This is a genomic window from Streptomyces sp. NPDC005811 (genome assembly GCF_040630405.1).
Taxonomy (GTDB): Bacteria; Actinomycetota; Actinomycetes; order Streptomycetales; family Streptomycetaceae; genus Streptomyces.
This window is the reverse complement of sequence record NZ_JBEXXK010000001.1, coordinates 362,502-381,594: the sequence shown is the minus strand read 5'-3', so window position 1 is coordinate 381,594 and position 19,093 is coordinate 362,502. Positions and strand designations below refer to the sequence as shown.

The window sequence follows — 19,093 nt, the reverse complement described above, 5'->3', positions numbered from 1 at the left end:
AGATCTCGGGGGAGAACCATGGGCGGGGTGCAACCGGGCGGACAGTTCCGCCCGTTGGAGAGCGGCGACCCGGCGGAGGTGGCGGGCTACCGGCTCGCGGCACGACTCGGCTCGGGCGGCATGGGCACCGTGTATCTGTCCTACACCCCGGGCGGGCATCCGATCGCGTTGAAGACCATCCGGCCGGAGCTGAGCGAGGACGCCGAGTTCCGCCGCCGCTTCCGGCAGGAGGTCAACGCCGCCCAGCGGGTGCAGGGCCTGCACACCGCCCCGGTCATCGACCACGACACCGAGGGCGACCGCCCCTGGCTGGCCACCGCCTACGTTCCGGGGCCGTCGCTGGCCGCCGCCGTCGCCGAGCACGGCCCGCTGCCGGTGCCCTCGCTCCTGCTGCTGCTCGCAGGGACGGCCGAGGCGCTGTCGGTGATCCACGCCGCGGGCATCGTCCACCGCGACCTCAAGCCCTCCAATGTGCTGCTCGCCGCCGACGGCCCCCGGGTGATCGACTTCGGCATCGCCCGGGCCGCCGACGCCACCGCCCTGACCGGCACCGGTGTCTCCCTCGGCACCCCGGCGTTCATGTCGCCGGAGCAGGCCGCGGGAAAGGAGGTCACGCCCGCGTCCGACGTGTTCGCGCTCGGCCAGGTGGCCGCCTACGCGGCGCGCGGCACGGGCGCGTACGGGGACGGCCCCTCGCACGCCGTGCTGTACCGGATCGTCCACGAGGAGCCCGATCTCACCGGCCTCCCCGCCGAACTCGGGTTCGTCGCCCGCTGCCTGGCCAAGAACCCGGCGGACCGCCCCTCGCCCGCCGAGCTCGTGACGCTGTGCCAGGAGGCGTCGCCGGCCCCGCTGCGCCAGTCCGGTTCCTGGCTCCCGGAGGCGATCAGCGCCCAGATCACCCAGCGGATCTCGGCTTCGGAACGGCTGGCGGCCCCGCCCGCTCCCACGGCCCCGCTGACCCAGGTCGACCGACAGCAGCACGCGGCCCCCACGGTGACCATGCCGCCGGCGCCCCCGCAGCCGGTGACCCCGGCCTACGGCCACCCCATGGCTCCCCTCGCGCACCCGTCGCCGTACGCCCAGCCGGGCCCGTACCACGCGCCCCCGCCCGGCCCCTACGTCCAACCGCGTCCCGCCTGGCAGCCGCCGCGGCGCCCGTCCGGCACCCGGCGCGCGCTCGGCATCATCGCGGGGGTGCTGCTGCCGCTCGCGGGCTGCACGGGCCTGCTGTACGCCGTCGGCACGACGGGCAGCAGCTCGGGCAGCGGTTCGGACACGACGAGTTCGGCCCCCGCCAAGCCACTGCCCGACCCCGAGCCGGTGAGCTTCGGGTCGATCAACATCCCGGACGGCTACTACGTCCAGTTCGCGGACTCGCCGCCCAAGCCCCAGGACGACGACGTCGAGATCTACGAGAGCGACCTGTACTACTACGACGACGCGCTGCGCAGCGCGGGTGAAAGGATCGTCCTGCTGAACAACGCGCAGAAGGGGTCACTGAAGACCTGCCGCGACGAGACCCGTTACGCCGACTCCGTCTCCCTCGCCCAGCTCTCCAAGGGCAGTCAGCTCTGCGTGCACACGGACTCCGGGCACATCGCGCTGGTGACCTTCCGGGGCACCGCCCCCGAGAGCGACCCGAGCGACTACGTCTCAGTGGACCTGACGATCTGGCGCAACGCCGAGGAACCCTCCGACTCCTAAGAGATGCGCCGTCCCTTCCCTGCCCACAGGATGGGAAGGGAATCGACTTCCCCGACGCTCACGGCCGACGCCCCGGAGGAAGCCTGCGACTGCGGCTTCCTGCGCGGGATCATCGAGGGCACCTCCGCGCCCGTGCTCATCCTCGACACCCATCTGCGCTATCTGTACGTCAACCCCGCCTGGTCCCAGGCCACGGGCCTGCCCGCCGCCGCGTTCGTGGGCCGGAAGTTCGGCGAGACGCTGCCGGAGGTCCAGACGCCCGACGACGTCCTGATCGAGGTGCTGGCGGACGGGCGGTCCCGGGAGGTGACGCTGACCACCGCCCTCACCCCCGCACCGGGCGGACGCCGGCTCTGGCGCGCGGTGCTCCACCGGCTGGAGTCGCACGGACAGGTGGTCGGCGTGTGCGGCATCGGGGTGGAGGTCAGCAATCTGCGCCGGTACATGGACGACCTGGAGGAGGCCCACCAGCGGCTCGCCCTGCTGGACGCCGCGACCGTCCGGGTCGGCACCACCCTGGACATGGCGACCACCTGCGGCGAACTCGCCGACTTCCTCGCCCCGTCGCTGGCCGACGTGGCCGCCGTCGCCATCATCGACGACGAACCGCAGGAGGGGCCGCCGCTGCGCCCGGGGATGGTACGGCTGAGGAAGATGCAGATGGCGGCGCCACCCGAACTGAAGTGGCATCTGCGCGAGATGGCCGGACCCGGCCCCTACGTCGACTTCCGGCGCGGCTCCCTCGTCCGCCGCTGCATGGACAGCGGACGCCCCTGGCTCGGCAACCGGGCCTCCGACGAGGTGTTCCAGAAGTTCGTCGAGGAACCCGAGCGCGTCAAGGTCATCCGCGCGGCCGGCATCCACTCGATGCTCGTCGCCCCGCTGCGCACCTCGGGCCGCTCGGTCGGGGTCGTCATCCTGATGCGGGCCGGGGACTCCGCCCCCTTCACCGACGACGACCTGCTCACCGCCCAGGGAGTGGCCGGCCGTGCGGCCGTCTCCATCGACAGCGCCCGCCGCTACACCCACGACCACACCATGACCCTGGAACTCCAGCGCGCGCTGCTCTCCGAACCCGACAGCGTCAACTCCAGCGTGGAGGTGGCCACCCGGTACCTGCCCTCCGGCCGCAGCGCCCTCGTCGGCGGGGACTGGTACGACTCCATCGCCCTGCCGTGCGACCAGACCCTGCTCGTCATGGGCGATGTGATGGGACACGGCTTCAAGGCCGCGGTCGCCATGAGCCAGTACCGCTCGGTCCTGCGCACGGTCGCCACGTCCGGTCTGCCGGTCGACGCCCTGCTCGCCGAGGCCGACCGGCGGGCCGCCCGCCTCGGCCTCGACCGGGTCGCCACCTGCCTCCTCGTCCTCGTGGACCCCGCGACCGACACCTGCACCGCGGCCACGGCCGGCCATCTGCCGCCCGTCCTGTTCCGCCCGGACGGCGGGGCGAAGGTGCTGAGCCTGCCGGCCGGTCCCCCGATCGGTACGGAACTCGGCGACTACGAGGTGACAACGTTCTCCTTCGCCCCCGGAGACGTCCTGCTCCTCTACACGGACGGTCTCGTGGAGCAGCGCGGGGTGGACATCGACGACGGCATGCGCGCCCTCACCGAGATGGGTCTGTCGGCCGACGGCCCGCTGGAGGAGCTGCTCCGCGCGCTGCTCACCCGGCTGACCAGCGGCATGTTCGAGGACGACATCGCCCTGCTGGCGGCCCGCAGGAGGACACCTGGCGACGCCTGCGCCACCGGCGGCCTAGGCGGACAGCTCCCAGATCAGCACCTCGGCCGGGCCCGTCAGGGTGAGCAGGTCGAGGTCCTTCTCGTCCGCGGCGCGCACCGCGTCCCCGGGGCCCAGGTCGTGCGGGCCCAGCCGGACGGTGCCGCGCACCACGTGGACGTACACCCGTGGCGCGTCCGGCACCGCCGTCCGCTCCCCCGGCACCAGCCGTCGTACGTGGAGCATGGCCCCGGCACCGGGGACGGCGTAGGGCGTGGAGTCCGCGATGCCGTGGACGATCTCGTACGACGGGTCGCCGCCGGGGTCCAGCGGGGCCAGCCACATCTGCACGAAGGTGAGGGGGGTCCCGTCGTCGTTGCGTTCGACGTGGCGGACGCCGGACGCCGCGCTCAGGCGCTGGACGTCCCCGGGGCGGACGGTCGTCTCGTGTCCCTGCGAGTCGCGGTGGGTGAGCCGCCCCTCCACCACCCAGGTGACGATCTCGGTGTGGCTGTGGGGGTGCTCGTCGAACCCGGCGCCGGGTGCGAGCCGCTCCTCGTTGCAGGCGATCAGCGCGCCGAAGCGGAGGTTGTCGGGGTCGTAGTGCGACCCGAAGGAGAAGGCGTGCCGTGTCTCGATGCCGGCCGCCGGGTCCCCTCCGGGATAGCGCGCGTCGGCGCGGCGTACGTCCATCACGCCCCCACGGTAGCCCCCGGGCGCGTGAGCCGGACCACGTGAGGCCCCGCCCACGCACATCGCCCTCGCGATAAGGCAACCTTGTGCACGTGCCCGAACCCGAAACCACCCACCCCGACGCCGCAGCGCACCCCGCCCACCCGCACCCCGCGACCCTGAAGCGGCTGGTGAAGTCCTCCGGGAGCCTCGCCGCGCAGGCCATCGCGCGGATGGACGAGACGCTCCCGTGGTACCGGGCGATGCCCCCGGAGAACCGTTCCTGGATCGGGCTGGTCGCCCAGGCCGGCATCGCCGCCTTCACGGAGTGGTTCCGGCACCCGGACGCCCCGCAGGCGATCTCCACCGATGTGTTCGGGACCGCGCCCCGGGAGCTGACCCGGGCCATCACCCTGCGCCAGACCGTGGAGATGGTGCGCACCACGATCGAGGTCATGGAGTCCGCGATCGACGAGGTCGCGGCCCCCGGCGACGAGGGCGTGCTGCGCGAGGCGCTGCTCGTCTACGCCCGGGAGATCGCGTTCGCGACCGCCCAGGTGTACGCGCAGGCCGCCGAGGCGCGCGGGGCCTGGGACGCCCGGCTGGAGTCGCTGGTCGTCAACGCGGTGCTCAGCGGGGAGGCCGACGAGGGTGCCGTGAGCCGGGCCGCCGCGCTCGGCTGGAACGCTCCGGAACATGTGTGCGTGGTGCTCGGCACCGCCCCGGAGGGGGACTCCGAGCTGACCGTCGAGGCCATCCGGCGTGCTTCCCGGCACGCCAAGCTCCAGGTGCTCACCGGGGTGCTCGGCTCGCGACTGGTCGTCATCGCGGGCGGCAGCGACAATCCGATCGCCGTCGCCAAGTCCCTGATCGGGCCGTTCGCCGCCGGTCCGGTCGTGGCCGGGCCCGTCGTGCCCGATCTGCTGGCGGCCACCCGGTCCGCGCAGGCCGCCGCCGCGGGCCTCAAGGCGTGTTCCGCCTGGCAGGACGCGCCACGCCCGGTCCTGGCGGACGATCTGCTTCCGGAACGCGCGATCGCCGGTGACCCCAGCGCGCGCGAGCAGTTGGTGGAGGAGATCTACAGACCGCTGGAGGAGGCCGGCTCCGCGCTGCTGGAGACGCTCTCCGTCTATCTCGAGCAGGCGAGCAGTCTGGAGGGCGCGGCGCGCATGCTGTTCGTGCATCCCAACACCGTGCGCTACCGGCTCCGACGTGTGACTGACGTCACCGGCTGGTCGCCATCCGATGTACGCTCCGCATTCACCCTGCGAATCGCGCTCATCCTGGGGCGCCTCGTCGATGGAGATCCCCAGACGTAGGCGTTTGTCGGGGGTCCACAAAACCCCCTGCCGTTCTTCGTCCCTGTCCCCACGGGCGGCCACGGCCGTCCACAAGAGAGAGTGTGAGAGTGCTCGTACTCGTCGCTCCCGGCCAGGGCGCCCAGACGCCCGGCTTCCTGACCCCCTGGCTCGACCTCCCCGGTGTCGAGGACCGCCTGCGTACCCTGTCGGCGGCCATCGACCTCGACCTGGTGCACTACGGCACGGACGCCGACGCGGACGAGATCCGCGACACCGCGATCGCCCAGCCGCTGCTGGTGGCGGCCGGGATCGTCTCCGCCACGGCACTTGGTGCCGTGACGCCCGGCGCGGTCGCCGGTCACAGCGTCGGTGAGATCACCGCGGCCGCCTTCGCGGGCGTCCTCGACGACACCGCCGCGCTGACCCTCGTACGCCGCCGTGGTCTGGCCATGGCCGAGGCCGCAGCGGTCACCGCGACCGGGATGTCGGCGCTGCTCGGCGGCGACCCCGAGGTGACCGTGCCGCACCTGGAGAAGCTCGGGCTGACCCCGGCGAACGTCAACGGCGCGGGCCAGATCGTCGCGGCCGGCACCCTGGAGCAGCTCGCCACGCTGAACGAGGACAAGCCCGAGGGCGTCCGCAAGGTCGTCCCGCTGAAGGTCGCCGGCGCGTTCCACACGCACCACATGGCCCCGGCCGTCGAGACCCTCGCCAAGGCCGCCGCGGAGCTGACCCCGGCCGACCCGAAGGTCACGTACGTCTCGAACAAGGACGGCAGGACCGTCGCGACCGGCGCCGAGGTGCTGGAGCGGCTGGTCGGCCAGGTCGCCAACCCGGTCCGCTGGGACCTGTGCATGGAGACCTTCAAGGAGCTCGGCGCGACCGCGATCATCGAGGTCTGCCCCGGTGGCACGCTGGTCGGCCTCGCCAAGCGCGCCCTGCCCGGCGTCAAGACGCTCGCGCTGAAGACCCCCGACGACCTCGACGCCGCTCGTGAGCTCCTCTCCGAGCATGGCGCCGCCTGACAAGGAGCCCTGATGGCGAAGATCAGGCCCAGCAAGGGCCATCCGTACGCGCGCATCCTCGGCGTCGGCGGCTACCGGCCCACCCGGGTCGTGCCCAACGAGGTCATCCTGGAGACGATCGACTCCTCCGACGAGTGGATCCGCTCGCGCTCGGGCATCGAGACCCGGCACTGGGCGAACGACGAGGAGACCGTCGGCGCCATGTCGGTCGAGGCGGCCGGCAAGGCGATCGCCGACGCCGGGATCACCGCCGAGCAGGTCGGCGCCGTGGTCGTGTCGACCGTCTCGCACTTCAAGCAGACCCCGGCCGTCGCGACCGAGATCGCCGACAAGCTCGGCACCGACAAGGCCGCCGCCTTCGACATCTCGGCCGGCTGCGCGGGCTTCGGCTACGGCCTGACGCTCGCCAAGGGCATGGTCGTCGAGGGCTCCGCCGAGTACGTCCTCGTCATCGGCGTGGAGCGGCTGAGCGATCTGACCGACCTGGAGGACCGGGCCACGGCCTTCCTGTTCGGCGACGGCGCCGGGGCGGTCGTCGTCGGTCCTTCCACCGAGCCGGCGATCGGGCCGACGGTGTGGGGCTCCGAGGGCGACAAGTCGGAGACCATCAAGCAGACCGTGCCGTGGACGGACTACCGCGACGGCACCGTCGAGCGCTTCCCGGCGATCACGCAGGAGGGCCAGGCGGTCTTCCGCTGGGCCGTCTTCGAGATGGCCAAGGTCGCCAAGGAGGCGCTGGACGCCGCCGGCATCACCGCCGACGAGCTGGACGTCTTCATCCCGCACCAGGCCAACGAGCGGATCATCGACTCGATGGTCAAGACTCTCAAGCTGCCGGAGTCCGTCATCGTCGCCCGTGACGTGCGCACCACCGGCAACACCTCGGCCGCCTCGATCCCGCTCGCGATGGAGCGGCTCCTGGCGACCGGTGAGGCGAAGAGCGGCGACACCGCGCTCGTCATCGGATTCGGGGCGGGTCTCGTCTACGCCGCGACTGTCGTTACCCTCCCCTAGGCACTCCGTGCCGGATCATGCGATCCGGTCGCGGAAAGCACCACTGCCACACCCTCTGGAACACAACGAAGGAGCGCCATCATGGCCGCCACTCAGGAAGAGATCGTCGCCGGTCTCGCCGACATCGTGAACGAGATCGCCGGCATCCCGGTTGAGGACGTCCAGCTGGACAAGTCCTTCACCGACGACCTGGACGTCGACTCGCTGTCCATGGTCGAGGTCGTCGTCGCCGCCGAAGAGCGCTTCGACGTCAAGATCCCGGACGAGGACGTCAAGAACCTCAAGACGGTCGGCGACGCGACCGACTACATCCTCAAGCACCAGGGCTGATCTTCCGATCCTCTGGGCTGAACTGCCCCGCCACCCGGCGGTGGCGCCGCTGAATCCTCGTAAACGTTGGAGAAAGAATCCGTGAGCCCGACCAATCGCACCGTGGTCGTCACCGGTATCGGCGCAACCACACCGCTGGGTGGCGACGTAGCCTCAACCTGGGAGGGCCTGGTCGCCGGCAAGTCCGGTGTCAGGGTCCTGGAGCAGGAGTGGGCGGCCGACCAGGCCGTCCGGATCGCGGCCCCGGTCGCCGTGGAGCCTCTCGAGGTCATCCCGCGTCCGCAGGCCCGCAAGCTGGACCGTTCGGCGCAGTTCGCGCTGATCGCGGCTCAGGAGGCCTGGAAGGACGCCGGTTTCGCCGGCAAGGCCGGCGAGGACGGCAGTGACGGCCAGGTCGACCCCGACCGGCTGGGCGCGGTCATCGCCTCCGGCATCGGCGGTGTCACCACCCTCCTCGACCAGTACGACGTGCTGAAGGAGAAGGGCGTCCGCCGGGTCTCCCCGCACACCGTGCCGATGCTGATGCCGAACAGCCCGTCCGCCAACGTCGGTCTGCTCGTCGGCGCCCGCGCCGGTGTGCACACCCCGGTCTCCGCCTGCGCGTCGGGCGCCGAGGCCATCGGCTACGCCATCGAGATGATCCGTACGGGCCGCGCCGACGTCGTCGTCGCCGGTGGTACGGAGGCGGCGATCCACCCGCTGCCCATCGCCGCGTTCGGCAACATGATGGCGATGTCCAAGAACAACGAGGACCCGCAGGGTGCCTCCCGTCCCTACGACGTGGCCCGCGACGGCTTCGTGATGGGCGAGGGCGCCGGTGTGATCGTCCTGGAGTCCGCGGAGCACGCGGCCAAGCGCGGGGCCCGGGTGTACGCCGAGGCCGTCGGGCAGGGCATCTCCGCCGACGCCCACGACATCGTGCAGCCGGAGCCGGAGGGCCGCGGCATCTCGCACGCCCTGCAGAACCTGCTGGAGCGCACCGACCTGGACCCGGCGGAGATCGTGCACGTCAACGCGCACGCGACCTCCACGCCGGCCGGTGACATCGCCGAACTGAAGGCGCTGCGCAAGGTCTTCGGCGACGACGCCGACCACATGGCCGTCTCGGCGACCAAGTCCATGACCGGGCATCTGCTCGGTGGCGCGGGCGGTGTCGAGACCGTCGCGACCGTGCTCGCCCTGTACCACCGGGTGGCGCCGCCGACGATCAACGTCGAGAACCTGGACCCCGAGGCCGAGGCCAACGCGGACATCGTCCGCGGCGAGGCCCGCAAGCTGCCCGTGGAGGGCCGTATCGCCGCGCTGAACGACTCGTTCGGCTTCGGCGGGCACAACGTCGTGCTGGCGTTCCGTTCGGTCTGAGAGACGTCTGTACGTAGCTGAAGGGCCCCCACCTCACGAGGTGGGGGCCCTTCACGCGTTCACGTCTCAGACGACCTGGTGCAACCAGCGCACCGGGGCTCCCTCGCCGGCGTGGCGGAACGGCTCCAGTTCGTCGTCCCAGGGCTTGCCGAGGAGTTTGGCGAGTTCGGCCTCCAGGTCGGTCTCGCCGCGTCGGCTGCGGAGCAGGGCCGCGCGCAGCCGGTCCTCGGGGATGAGGATGTCGCCGTGGATGCCGGTGACGGCGTGGAAGATGCCGAGGTCGGGGGTGCAGCTGTAGCGCTCGCCCTCGGCGGTGGCGCAGGGTTCGGCGGTCACCTCGAAGCGGAGCATCTGCCAGCCGCGCAGTGCGGAGGCGAGCTTGGAGGCGGTGCCGGCCTGGCCCTTGAAGGAGAACTCCGAGCGCCAGGTGCCGGGCGCGGCGGGCTGCCGGATCCAGTCGAGGTTGACGCGCGTGCCGAGCACCCCGGCGATGGCCCACTCGACGTGCGGGCAGAGCGCGCGCGGCGCGGAGTGCACGTACAGAACTCCACGTGTCGTCACCGGGACCTCCGGGCAGAGCGGGACATCTTGCAGGCGGGCAGGGCGGCGGTGTCGGGGCAGCCGCGTTGATGGCGAGGCTACCGTGCGGCGGCGCAAGGAGTGTGACGTACCGTCGGTCCCGGTGCCGTGAACGTCCGCCTTTCACTCGGCAGGACGCCTGTACGGGTGTGAAGCGTTCCATCTTGTGGGTCCTGTCCTGTCCCGGTCCCGTCGAACGGTGCGGGCGCGCGGGAACTCCTGTGCGTTGTCATGGGTGGGGCCCGTCATGGGTGGGGCCGTCCGTCCGAGCAGCGAGGGGATCACCAGGGAATGCGGATGCGAAACCGGCGGGTGCGGGCGGTACTGGCCGTCACCGGTGCGGCCGTCCTGGGGCTGGCCGGCTGTGACGCGCTGGGCGGGGACGGCGGCTCGGGGGACCCGGGCGCGCGCAAGGCGAAGGCGGCCCAGGCGCCGTTGTGGGACACGAGCCCGGCGTCGATGGCGGCGGTGGGCGACTCCATCACCCGTGGCTTCGACGCCTGTACGGTCCTCCAGGACTGTCCGGAGGTGTCCTGGGCGACGGGGGCGAACGTCGAGGTGGACAGTCTCGCGGTGCGGCTGCTGGGCGCGTCGAAGGCGGCCACGCACAGCTGGAACTACGCGGTGACCGGGGCCAGAATGGCGGATCTGGCGGACCAGATGACCCGGGCGGCGGCGGAGAAACCGCAGCTCGTGACGGTGATGGCGGGGGCGAACGACGCCTGCCGGGAGTCGACGGCGGCGATGACGCCGGTGGCGGACTTCCGGGCGGAGTTCGAGGAGGCGCTGCGCACGCTGCGCCGGTCGCTGCCGAGGACGCAGGTGTATGTGGCGAGCGTGCCGAACCTGAAGCGGCTGTGGTCGCAGGGGCGGACCAACACGCTGGGCAAGCAGATCTGGAAGCTCGGCATCTGCCCCTCGATGCTGGGCGACGCGGACGCGCTGGACGCGGCGGCGACCGCGCGGCGGGACACCGTGCAGCGGCGGGTGGAGGACTACAACCGGGTGCTGGAGGAGGTCTGCGCGAAGGACGCGCGGTGCCGGTTCGACGGTGGCGCGGTGTACGACTTCCGGTTCGGGACGGATCAGTTGAGTCACTGGGACTGGTTCCATCCGAGCAAGGACGGGCAGGCGCGGCTCGCGGAGATCGCCTACCGGAAAGTCACCGCGCGGGTCATGTGACTTAGTGTTTCGACCATGAGCGAACACTTCGGAACACTTTCCGATGGCACCCCGGTTCACCGCTGGACCCTGGAGCGGGCGGGCACCCGGGTGCGGGTGCTGTCGTACGGCGGGATCGTGCAGTCCGTGGAGGTCCCCGACCGGGACGGGCGGACGGCGGACGTGGTGCTGGGGTTCGCGGACCTGGACGGCTATCTCTCCCGTCCCGAGCCGTTCCTGGGTGCCCTGATCGGCCGGTACGCGAACCGGATCGCCGGGGCCCGTTTCCCGCTGGACGGGCTGACGTACGCGCTGGAGCCCAACAACCCGCCCAACTCGCTGCACGGCGGTCCGCGGGGCTTCGACAAGCGGGTGTGGGACGTGGAGCCGGTCGAGCACGGGCTGCGGCTGAGCCGGGTCGGCCGGCACGGCGAGGAGGGCTTCCCGGGGCGGCTGGAGGTCTCGGCGACGTACACGCTGGACGCGTCGGGGGCGCTGCGGTTCGTCTACGAGGCGGTCACCGACGCGCCGACGGTGGTGAACCTGACCAACCACAGCTACTTCAACCTGGGCGGGCCGGACAGCGGGGACGCGGGCGGCCATGAACTGCGGCTGGCCGCCGCGCGGTACACCCCGGTCGACGCGGATCTGATCCCGACCGGGGAACTCGCGGAGGTGGCGGGCACCCGCTTCGACTTCCGTACGGCCCGCAAGACCGGCTCGGGCTACGACCACAACTTCGTGCTGGACAAGGGTGTCACGGCGGCGCCGGAGGAGGTGGCCGAGCTGCACGATCCGGCGAGCGGGCGGGTGCTGACGGTGTCGACGACCGAGCCGGGGATCCAGGTGTACACCGCGGACCATCTGGGCGCGCCGTTCACGCCGTGCCAGGGGATCGCGCTGGAGACCCAGCACTTCCCCGACTCGCCGAACCGCCCGGAGTTCCCCTCGACCGTGCTGCGGCCGGGTGAGGTGTACCGGTCGGAGACGGTGTACGGGTTCGGCGTCCGGTGAGAGACGTCGGGTGGGAGACGTCGGGTGGGAGACGTCGGGTGGGAGACGTCGGGTGGGAGACGTCGGGTGAGAAATAGCCCCGGCCCAGGGGTCAGGTCCCGGGCCGGGGCTGTTCATGGGGTGAGGAGTACCCGCCTCAGACGTTAGTCGTCGCGGTGATCCTGCGGTCCGCGATGGACCTACCCACCTGGATTTCGTACGAACCCTTCACAAAGAACCACCGGTGCTCGGCCTCGTCCCAGACCTCGAAGGCGCGCCGCGGGATCTCCACGGTGACCTCGGCGCTCTCCCCCGGACCTGCCTCGACGGCGGCGAATCCGGCGAGCCGGCGGGCGGGGCGGCCGGCGTCGGGCTCGGCGGGCGCCAGGTACACCTGGACGACCTCGCGTCCGGTCCGCTCACCGGTGTTGCGCAGCCGCACCGTGACCGTCGTGCCGGCGACCTCGACGGACTCGTAGGCCCAGTCGGTGTAGCCGAGGCCGTGGCCGAAGGGGTAGGAGGGGGTCCGGCCCTCCTTCTCCCAGGCGCGGTAGCCGATGAAGAGGTCCTCGGTGTACGGCAGTTCGCCGTCGGCCGGGGTGACCCGGGTGACCGGGGCGTCGGCGAGGGAGCCCCAGGTGGTGGGGAGGCGGCCGCCGGGCTCGCGGGCGCCGGTGAGGACGTCGGCGAGGGCCGCGCCGCCCTCCTGGCCGGGGAACCAGGTGAGCAGCACCGCGGCGACCTCCTCGCGCCAGGGCAGTTCGACCGGGGAGCCGGAGTTGACGACGACCACGGTGTTGGGGTTGGCGGCGGCGACCGCGCGGACCAGGTCGTCCTGGCGGCCGGGGAGGGCGAGGTCCCCCCGGTCGAAGCCCTCGGACTCGACGCGGTCGGTGGTGGCGACCACGACGACCGCGGTGTCGGCGGCACGGGCGGCCTCGACGGCCTCGGCGATCAGCTCGTCCTCGTCGCGCTGCGGCTCCTGGTGGGCGAGGGCGAAGGCGACGACCTTGAAGGGGATCTCGTCGGGGAGGGCGAAGACGTAGGTGAGGGAGACCTCGACGGTTTCACCGGCGGCCAGCTCGACCTCGGCGTGGGTCACGGGGGCGCCGAAGAAGGCCTCGAAGGGGTCGCTGTCGTCGGCGGGCAGCTGGGGGCCGTCGAAGTACGTCGTCCCGGCGACGGTGAGGGTGAAGGCGCCGGTGCCCTTGATGCCGAAGGAGTGCGGGCCGCTCTCGCGCGGGGTGAAGGTGCCGGTCAGCTCGACGGTGTGGAGGGTGTCGTGGGTGACGCCCTCGGGGAGGTCGGTGCCCATCCACTGGATCTGGCCGTTGGGGGCGGAGCCGGTGCCGAGGACGTTCCCCTCGGTGTCCCGGCAGATCGCCCTGAGCGTGAAGCCCTTGTCGGCGACGGCGGGTTCGGTGGTGGGGTCGGCGCCGACGGCGTAGGTGAGGGTGCCTTCGGGGAGGGCGGCGGTGAGGCCGTCCAGCGGGGAGACGATCCGGGCCGGGAAGACGGTGGCGGAGCCGCCGCCGAGGACCCGGGCGTCGCGGGCGGCGGCGCCGATGAGGGCGACGGTGCCGGGCCTGAGCGGCAGGGCGGCGCGTTCGTTGCGGAGCAGGACGAAGGAGCGGCCGGCGATCTCGCGGGCCAGGGCCTCGCCGTCGACGGGCCCGGGAAGCTCGGTGACGGCGGGCTCGGCGTCGGCGAGGACGCCGACCCGGGCGGCCAGGCGCAGGACGCGGCGGACGGCCTCGTCGACCTCGGACTCCGCCACCCGGCCGTCGCGGACCGCCTGGGCGAGGGCCTCGCCGTAGACGGTCTGCGGGCCGGGCATGGCGACGTCGAGGCCGCCGCGGAGGGCGCCGACGGTGTCGCGGGCCGCCATCCAGTCGGAGACGTTGTAGCCGTCGAAGCCCCATTCGCCGCGCAGGACCTCGTTCACCAGGTGGTGGTGCTCGGTCATGGTGGTGCCGTTGACCGTGTTGTAGGCGGTCATGATGCCCCAGGGGTGGGCGTTCTCGACGATGGCCTCGAAGGGGGCGAGGTACAGCTCACGCAGGGCGCGCTCGCCGACCAGGTTGTTCACGGTGAAGCGGTCGGTCTCGGCGTCGTTGGCGACGTAGTGCTTGACGGTGGTGCCGACGCCGCCCTCCTGGACGCCCTTGACGTACCCGGTGCCGATCCGGCCGGTCAGGTAGGGGTCCTCGCTGTAGGCCTCGAAGTGACGGCCGCCGAGCGGGGAGCGGTGCAGGTTGACGGTGGGGGCGAGCAGGACGTGGACGCCCTTGCGGCGGGCCTCCTGGGCGAGCAGGACGCCCGCGCGGCGGGCGAGCTCGGGGTCCCAGGTGGCGGCGAGGGCGGTCGGCGAGGGCAGGGCCACGGACGGGTCGTCGGCGGTCCAGCGCACGCCGCGGACGCCGATCGGGCCGTCGGACATGACGAGCGACTTCAGGCCGATCTCCGGCAGCTCGGGCAGGGACCACATGTCCTGGCCGGCCAGCAGCCGGGCCTTGGCGTCCAGGTCGAGCTTGCCGAGGGCCGCCTCGACGGCCTGCTCCGTTCCCGCCATGGCGGTGCCTCCTCGTTGAGTGCGTGGGGCGCGCTGTCCCGCGCTGCCCCCCATCGTGCATCGGTTACCTGTAGAACGGTAGGTTTCGTTACTTCGCTGTTATATTTCGACCGTCGGATGCCGTACCGTGACGGCATGAGCGCCAGAACCAGGAGCGAGGAGCGGAGGGCCGAGATCGTCCGGGCGGCCCTGGAGGTGATCGCCGAGCGCGGTTACCGGGGGGCGAGCCTGGCGGCCGTGGCCGAGCGGGTCGGGCTGACCCAGCAGGGGCTGCTGCACCACTTCCCCACCAAGGAGGCGCTGCTGGTGGCCGTCCTGAAGGAACGCGACCAGTGGGACGCGGTGCCGGACACCCAGTGGCGGGTCGATCTGCTGACCTCGCTCGTCGACTACAACGCGATGCGGCCCGGCATCATCCAGACCTTCTCGGCGCTGCTCGGCGAGAGCGTCACGGAGGGGCATCCGGCGCGGGAGTACTTCACCGAGCGGTACACCGGCGTACGGCAGACCATGGCGCGGGCCCTGCGCGCCCAGTACGGCGACCGCCTGCCGAACGGGCTCACGCCCGAGCGCACGGCGCCCCTGCTGGTGGCGGTGATGGACGGGCTCCAGTACCAGTGGCTGCTGGACCCCGAGTCGGTGGACATGGCGGCGGCGTTCCGGGACTTCCTGCGGCTGCTGGGCGAGGAAGGGAGCCCCGACGCGTGACGTGAGGGGCCGGTGGGGCATACAACTCCCGTGAATTCCTTACGCGTTCGCACCGGCGTCCTCGGCCTGGCCCTGCTGGCCGGCCTCACCGCACCCACGACCGCGACCGCCTCCGCGGCGGCGCCCTCCCCCACCGTCGAGGAACAACGGCTCGACCTGGCCGTGCCGCAGGAGATCCTCCGGCGGTCCGGATTCGACTCCGTGGCACCCGGGTTCACCGCCGCGCTGGACTCCGTCCACTCCTACGCGCAGGCCCGCCGGGTCGTCGCACGCCAGGGGTCCGCGCTGTGGCGGCGGGCCGTCGACCGGGTGCAGGGACGGGGCCCGGCGGGCGGCGACCTGAGCCGGGACGACGACCGGCCGCTGTACTGGGCGCGGCTGGGCATGACGCGAGAAGTGCGGACCTGGGAGCCGCCGTTCGATCTGACGGTCGATCAACGCAGCTCCTTGCTGGCCGACTTGGAGCGGACCTCCCGCGGCCGGACGGACATCCGGTATCCGGGGACGGGCCACAAGGGGATCAAGCGGGTGCTGGTCACCGGCTTCGACCCGTTCACGCTGGACCGGGACATCCGGATCTCCAACCCCTCCGGCGCGAGCGCCCTCGCGCTGGACGGCACCGTGATCGAGACGGCGGACGGGCCGGCCCGGGTGGAGACGGCCGTGTTCCCGGTGCGCTGGCAGGACTTCGCGCAGGGCACCGTGGAGCGGACGCTGCGGCCGTATCTGCCGTACGTCGACCTGTTCACCACCGTCAGCCAGGGCCGGGTCGGGCGCTTCGACGTGGAGCGCACCAACGGGGCCTGGCGGGGCGGCTTCCCGGACAACGAGAACATCGGCCGCACGGAGACCGTCCCGGTGACCGACCCGGCCTCGCAGCCGCAGTGGACGACGACGACCCTGCCGTACGCGGCGATCGTCGCGGCGGACACCGGCCGTTTCCCGGTGTACGACAACACGGCCGTGACCGAGATCCCGGCGGGCGGCACCGAGTCCGTCGTCCGGCCGGACGGCCCGACCGCCGGCTCCACCGCACGGGCCGGCGGCGGCGGGAACTACCTCTCCAACGAGATCGCCTACCGCGCGACCCTGCTGCGGGACCGGCTGGGGCTGCACGACACCCTGCCGGGCGGCCATCTCCACACGCCGGTGCTCCAGTTCGCCGCCGGCAACACCACCGAGGTGACCGACCCGGAGTTCGTGCGCAACCGGCTGGACATCGTCGCCCAGGTACGGGCGGTCCTAGCCGTGGCCGTCGCCGCCGAGTAGGCGCGTCTCGGCGGCGGGCGGGAGCTTGGCCCACCAGTGCGTGTGGCGGGAGTAGACGTCCGGGTCGCCGCGGCCGGACAGGAGCGCGGTCAGGGAGCGGGCCTCGGCCGACAGCGCCTCCCAGACCTCGGCGGGCAGTGGATGGAACGCGCTCGCCTCCACGCCCGCCGCGGTGGACCGCCACACCCCGGCCGCCCGGCCGTCCACGAGGAGGGTGGGCAGGACGTCGCCGTTGACGCGGGTGACGAGGCGGCGGTACTCCGGGGGGATCACCCGGGAGCGGTCGGCGTAGGCCAGCAGGATGCTGTCCCACATCCCCAGCAGCCGGGGCGGGGCCGGGGTGTCGGCGGGCGGGCGCGGGGCGCCGGGGACGTCGTACAGGGTGCCTCCGCCGGCGTCGGTGAGGAGGACGAGCCTGCCGTCGTCGAGCCCGCGGACGGCGTCGCGGATCGGGGCCCGCTGCACCATGGCGAACTGGGCGATGTCCGCCACCGTGGCCGGGCCGAACGCGGCCAGGTAGCGGAGGATCAGGGCGCGGAGCGCGTCCGGCTCGGGGGTGCGGCCGGTCAGCGGCGGGCCGGGCGGGGCGGCGACGAAGGAGGCGCGGACACCGAAGGACCAGGGTCGGCCGGCGGGGGCGTGCAGCAGCGGGGCGTAGGCCTTCAGGCCCCACCAGGCGGCGTCCTGGTGCTCCGGGCCGAGGTTCTCCGCCAGCCAGGTCCGGATCTCCGCGGTGGTGCGCTGCCGCCGGGTGAACTCCAGCAGGTCCGGGACGATGCGCTCCGCGTCGGCCGGGGTGAGTCCGGAGACCGCGAACCGGGCGCCGAGGCGGGAGGCGTACAGCGTCTGCTGCATCGCGCCGCGGAAGGCGCGGTGGTCGACGGCGTGGACGGCGTGGAGCGTGATCCGCATCAGCGTCGCCTTGACCACCGTGCCGGCGGCGAACGCCTCGTCGAGGTCGTCCGGCCGGAACCCGGCCACCCGGTTCCAGAGGGCGAGGTACGGGGACGCGGGGTGCTGCGCCTGGAGCGCGACGACCCGGTGGACGGCGTCGGGCACCGCCAACGCCTCGCGGCGCAGCAGGAGTTGGCGGGCCAGGGTGGCGCGGTTGAGCTCGCCGGGGGTGAGGGGCGGCACGGCGGTCAGTGGGACGGGGCGAGCGCGAGGCTGACGCCGAGGCCGGCCAGGACGGACCCGACGACCTTGTTGAGGACCTTCTGGGCGCGGAGCATCAGGGTGCGCATCCGTTCCTGGGAGAAGAACACGGCGACGACCCCGAACCACAGCAGATGGGCCAGCGCCATGAACAGCCCGTAGCCCACCTGCTGGACGACCGGGGTGCCGGGGCTGACGACCTGGGAGAACGTGGAGACGACGAAGAGGGTCGTCTTCGGGTTGAGGACGTTGGTGAGGAAGCCGGTGCGCAGCGCGGCGAGCGGGGTCAGCTCCGTCCCGCCGCTCAGGTCGATCTCCACCTCGGCGCGGGTGCGGAAGGTGCGGACACCGATGTACACCAGATAGGCCGCGCCGATCAGCTTGATGACGGTGAACAGGGCGGTGGAGGAGGCGATCAGCAGGCCCACGCCGAGCATGGTGTAGGTGACGTGGACGAGGACGCCGGCGGCGACCCCGGTGGCCGCGAGGAGTCCGGTGCGGCGGCCGTGGAGGTAGCTGTTGCGGACGATCATCGCGAAGTCGGCGCCGGGGGCGATGACGGCCAGGACCGTGATGAGGGCGACCGCGAGGGTCTGGTTCACGCGGTCAGCTCCTCGGGCTCGCTGTCCCCGTCGCGGATCTCCTCGCCGAGCAGGTCGCGGGCCATGAGGGTGGCGCCCGCGACCGCGCCCGGCATCAGGAACACCGCGACGACGGGGACCAGGAAGGCCAGGCCCAGCGGGGTGCCGAAGCCCCAGACCAGGGTCTTGCGGGAGCGGAGCAGGGCGAGGCGGGCGCGCAGGTCGACGTCACGGCGCTGGAGCGCGACGGCGGCGAGTTCCTCGGTGAGGAAGAAACCGGTGACGAAGAAGCCGATCACGGGGACGACGGTCTGCCCGACGAACGGGACGAACCCGAGGCCGAACAGGAGGACGCCCCACACCCCGGCGCGCACCAGGATGCGCAGACTGTCCCGCGCGGAGATCCACAGCTCGCGCCAGAGCGGCAGCCCGGACTCGGGGGCGGTGCCGTCGGGGGACACGTCCCGGTCGACGGCCTCGGAGAGGCTCTCGTAGAAGGGCTGGCCGATCAGCAGGGTGACGGCGGTGAAGGTCAGGACGGCGAGCAGCAGGCCGAGGGCGAACAGGACGACGAGGAGGAAGCCGCGGAAGAGACCGGGCCAGGGGCTCGACCAGTCGTCCGCGAAGGGGGTCGCCCACGCCACGAAGTCCGCGCCCCACACGGCGAGCGCGACGAGCGCGGCCAGATACAGCACCAGCGTGATCAGCCCCGGCAGCAGCCCGAACCCGTACTGCCTGCCGTTGCGGGCCACCCACCGCTGGCCCTCCACCAGATACTGAAAACCCACCCCGAGATCTCGCATGGCCGCACTCTATCGGCCCTGTCCCGCGCATCCCGGGGCACGTGTGCGGGGCCCCCGGATGGGCCATCCGGGGCATCGGTGACACCAAGAGCGCATCCGTGCAGTTGAGTCGAACGGGCACGCCTCGCCGTACCGATCT

General features: G+C 72.4%; 16 protein-coding genes and 1 pseudogene. 11 read left to right on the top strand and 6 right to left on the bottom strand.

Annotated features, from left to right (window positions below; all coding sequences use genetic code 11):
• The first annotated feature begins 18 nt into the window (after nt 1-18).
• Nucleotides 19-1,707 carry a serine/threonine-protein kinase gene (locus ABZ490_RS01705; protein ID WP_358982792.1) on the top strand — a complete coding sequence of 563 codons (1,689 nt, stop codon included), beginning with the start codon at nt 19-21 and terminating at the stop codon, nt 1,705-1,707.
• A 3-nt stretch (nt 1,708-1,710) separates the two neighbouring features.
• Nucleotides 1,711-3,423: pseudogene (locus ABZ490_RS01700) on the top strand (SpoIIE family protein phosphatase); the annotation flags it as partial.
• 42 nt (nt 3,424-3,465) lie between these two features.
• On the opposite strand, the gene ABZ490_RS01695 reads toward ABZ490_RS01700, so the two are convergent.
• Nucleotides 3,466-4,125: a pirin family protein gene (locus tag ABZ490_RS01695; protein WP_358982968.1), complete on the bottom strand. Its 660-nt coding sequence runs from the start codon at nt 4,123-4,125 to the stop codon at nt 3,466-3,468.
• 89 nt (nt 4,126-4,214) lie between these two features.
• Between ABZ490_RS01695 and fasR the strand changes: the two genes are divergently transcribed.
• The 5 genes from fasR to ABZ490_RS01670 all read left to right on the top strand — a co-directional run bounded on the left by fasR (nt 4,215) and on the right by ABZ490_RS01670 (nt 9,133).
• The gene (gene fasR / locus ABZ490_RS01690; RefSeq protein WP_059202530.1) at nt 4,215-5,420 is read left to right on the top strand and encodes a fatty acid biosynthesis transcriptional regulator FasR; all 1,206 of its coding nucleotides are present in this window, start codon (nt 4,215-4,217) and stop codon (nt 5,418-5,420) included.
• Nucleotides 5,421-5,509: 89 nt separating this feature from the next.
• Nucleotides 5,510-6,427, top strand: coding sequence for an ACP S-malonyltransferase (locus tag ABZ490_RS01685; protein ID WP_358982789.1), 918 nt, complete (start codon nt 5,510-5,512; stop codon nt 6,425-6,427).
• Between the two features lie 12 nt (nt 6,428-6,439).
• A complete protein-coding gene (locus ABZ490_RS01680; protein ID WP_358982787.1) occupies nt 6,440-7,441 on the top strand; it encodes a ketoacyl-ACP synthase III in 1,002 nt (333 codons plus the stop codon).
• 81 nt (nt 7,442-7,522) lie between these two features.
• A complete protein-coding gene (locus ABZ490_RS01675; protein ID WP_004001566.1) occupies nt 7,523-7,771 on the top strand; it encodes an acyl carrier protein in 249 nt (82 codons plus the stop codon).
• A gap of 81 nt (nt 7,772-7,852) precedes the next feature.
• The gene (locus ABZ490_RS01670; protein ID WP_358982784.1) at nt 7,853-9,133 is read left to right on the top strand and encodes a beta-ketoacyl-[acyl-carrier-protein] synthase family protein; all 1,281 of its coding nucleotides are present in this window, start codon (nt 7,853-7,855) and stop codon (nt 9,131-9,133) included.
• 66 nt (nt 9,134-9,199) lie between these two features.
• On the opposite strand, the gene ABZ490_RS01665 is transcribed toward ABZ490_RS01670, so the two are convergent.
• The gene (locus ABZ490_RS01665; protein ID WP_358982782.1) at nt 9,200-9,694 is read right to left on the bottom strand and encodes a DUF3145 domain-containing protein; all 495 of its coding nucleotides are present in this window, start codon (nt 9,692-9,694) and stop codon (nt 9,200-9,202) included.
• A gap of 309 nt (nt 9,695-10,003) precedes the next feature.
• Between ABZ490_RS01665 and ABZ490_RS01660 the strand changes: the two genes are divergently transcribed.
• Entirely contained in the window at nt 10,004-10,894 is an 891-nt protein-coding gene (locus ABZ490_RS01660; protein ID WP_358982780.1) for an SGNH/GDSL hydrolase family protein, read from the top strand.
• 15 nt (nt 10,895-10,909) lie between these two features.
• The gene (locus tag ABZ490_RS01655) at nt 10,910-11,887 is read left to right on the top strand and encodes an aldose epimerase family protein (RefSeq protein ID WP_358982778.1); all 978 of its coding nucleotides are present in this window, start codon (nt 10,910-10,912) and stop codon (nt 11,885-11,887) included.
• Nucleotides 11,888-12,023: 136 nt separating this feature from the next.
• Here ABZ490_RS01655 and ABZ490_RS01650 read toward each other — a convergent pair whose 3' ends face one another.
• Nucleotides 12,024-14,438 carry a glycoside hydrolase family 3 C-terminal domain-containing protein gene (locus tag ABZ490_RS01650; protein ID WP_358982776.1) on the bottom strand — a complete coding sequence of 805 codons (2,415 nt, stop codon included), beginning with the start codon at nt 14,436-14,438 and terminating at the stop codon, nt 12,024-12,026.
• A 117-nt stretch (nt 14,439-14,555) separates the two neighbouring features.
• Here ABZ490_RS01650 and ABZ490_RS01645 point away from each other — a divergent pair, with 117 nt between their 5' ends.
• Both ABZ490_RS01645 and ABZ490_RS01640 read left to right on the top strand, forming a co-directional pair.
• A complete protein-coding gene (locus ABZ490_RS01645) occupies nt 14,556-15,146 on the top strand; it encodes a TetR/AcrR family transcriptional regulator (RefSeq protein WP_358982774.1) in 591 nt (196 codons plus the stop codon).
• Between the two features lie 30 nt (nt 15,147-15,176).
• The gene (locus ABZ490_RS01640; protein WP_358982772.1) at nt 15,177-16,415 is read left to right on the top strand and encodes a pyroglutamyl peptidase; all 1,239 of its coding nucleotides are present in this window, start codon (nt 15,177-15,179) and stop codon (nt 16,413-16,415) included.
• Here ABZ490_RS01640 and ABZ490_RS01635 read toward each other — a convergent pair.
• From ABZ490_RS01635 to ABZ490_RS01625, 3 genes are read right to left on the bottom strand one after another with little or no spacing between them, the layout of a single operon-like run.
• Nucleotides 16,389-17,552: a winged helix DNA-binding domain-containing protein gene (locus ABZ490_RS01635; protein WP_358982770.1), complete on the bottom strand. Its 1,164-nt coding sequence runs from the start codon at nt 17,550-17,552 to the stop codon at nt 16,389-16,391. The genes ABZ490_RS01640 and ABZ490_RS01635 overlap by 27 nt on opposite strands.
• 5 nt (nt 17,553-17,557) lie before the next feature.
• Nucleotides 17,558-18,172, bottom strand: a complete 615-nt coding sequence (locus ABZ490_RS01630) for a LysE family transporter (protein WP_358982768.1) — start codon at nt 18,170-18,172, stop codon at nt 17,558-17,560.
• Complete coding sequence (locus ABZ490_RS01625; RefSeq protein WP_358982766.1) at nt 18,169-18,954, bottom strand: EI24 domain-containing protein; 786 nt, start codon at nt 18,952-18,954, stop codon at nt 18,169-18,171. Before ABZ490_RS01625 ends, ABZ490_RS01630 begins: the two co-directional genes overlap by 4 nt.
• Nucleotides 18,955-19,093: the final 139 nt, after the last annotated feature.

What these genes read in the sequence shown, in the direction of transcription:
- ABZ490_RS01705 (WP_358982792.1), top strand. Translation starts at nt 19, where the DNA reads ATGGGCGGGGTGCAACCGGGCGGACAGTTCCGCCCGTTGGAGAGCGGC.
- ABZ490_RS01680 (WP_358982787.1), top strand. Translation starts at nt 6,440, where the DNA reads ATGGCGAAGATCAGGCCCAGCAAGGGCCATCCGTACGCGCGCATCCTC.
- ABZ490_RS01675 (WP_004001566.1), top strand. Translation starts at nt 7,523, where the DNA reads ATGGCCGCCACTCAGGAAGAGATCGTCGCCGGTCTCGCCGACATCGTG.
- ABZ490_RS01660 (WP_358982780.1), top strand. Translation starts at nt 10,004, where the DNA reads ATGCGGATGCGAAACCGGCGGGTGCGGGCGGTACTGGCCGTCACCGGT.
- ABZ490_RS01655 (WP_358982778.1), top strand. Translation starts at nt 10,910, where the DNA reads ATGAGCGAACACTTCGGAACACTTTCCGATGGCACCCCGGTTCACCGC.
- ABZ490_RS01650 (WP_358982776.1), bottom strand. Translation starts at nt 14,438, where the DNA reads ATGGCGGGAACGGAGCAGGCCGTCGAGGCGGCCCTCGGCAAGCTCGAC.
- ABZ490_RS01645 (WP_358982774.1), top strand. Translation starts at nt 14,556, where the DNA reads ATGCCGTACCGTGACGGCATGAGCGCCAGAACCAGGAGCGAGGAGCGG.
- ABZ490_RS01625 (WP_358982766.1), bottom strand. Translation starts at nt 18,954, where the DNA reads ATGCGAGATCTCGGGGTGGGTTTTCAGTATCTGGTGGAGGGCCAGCGG.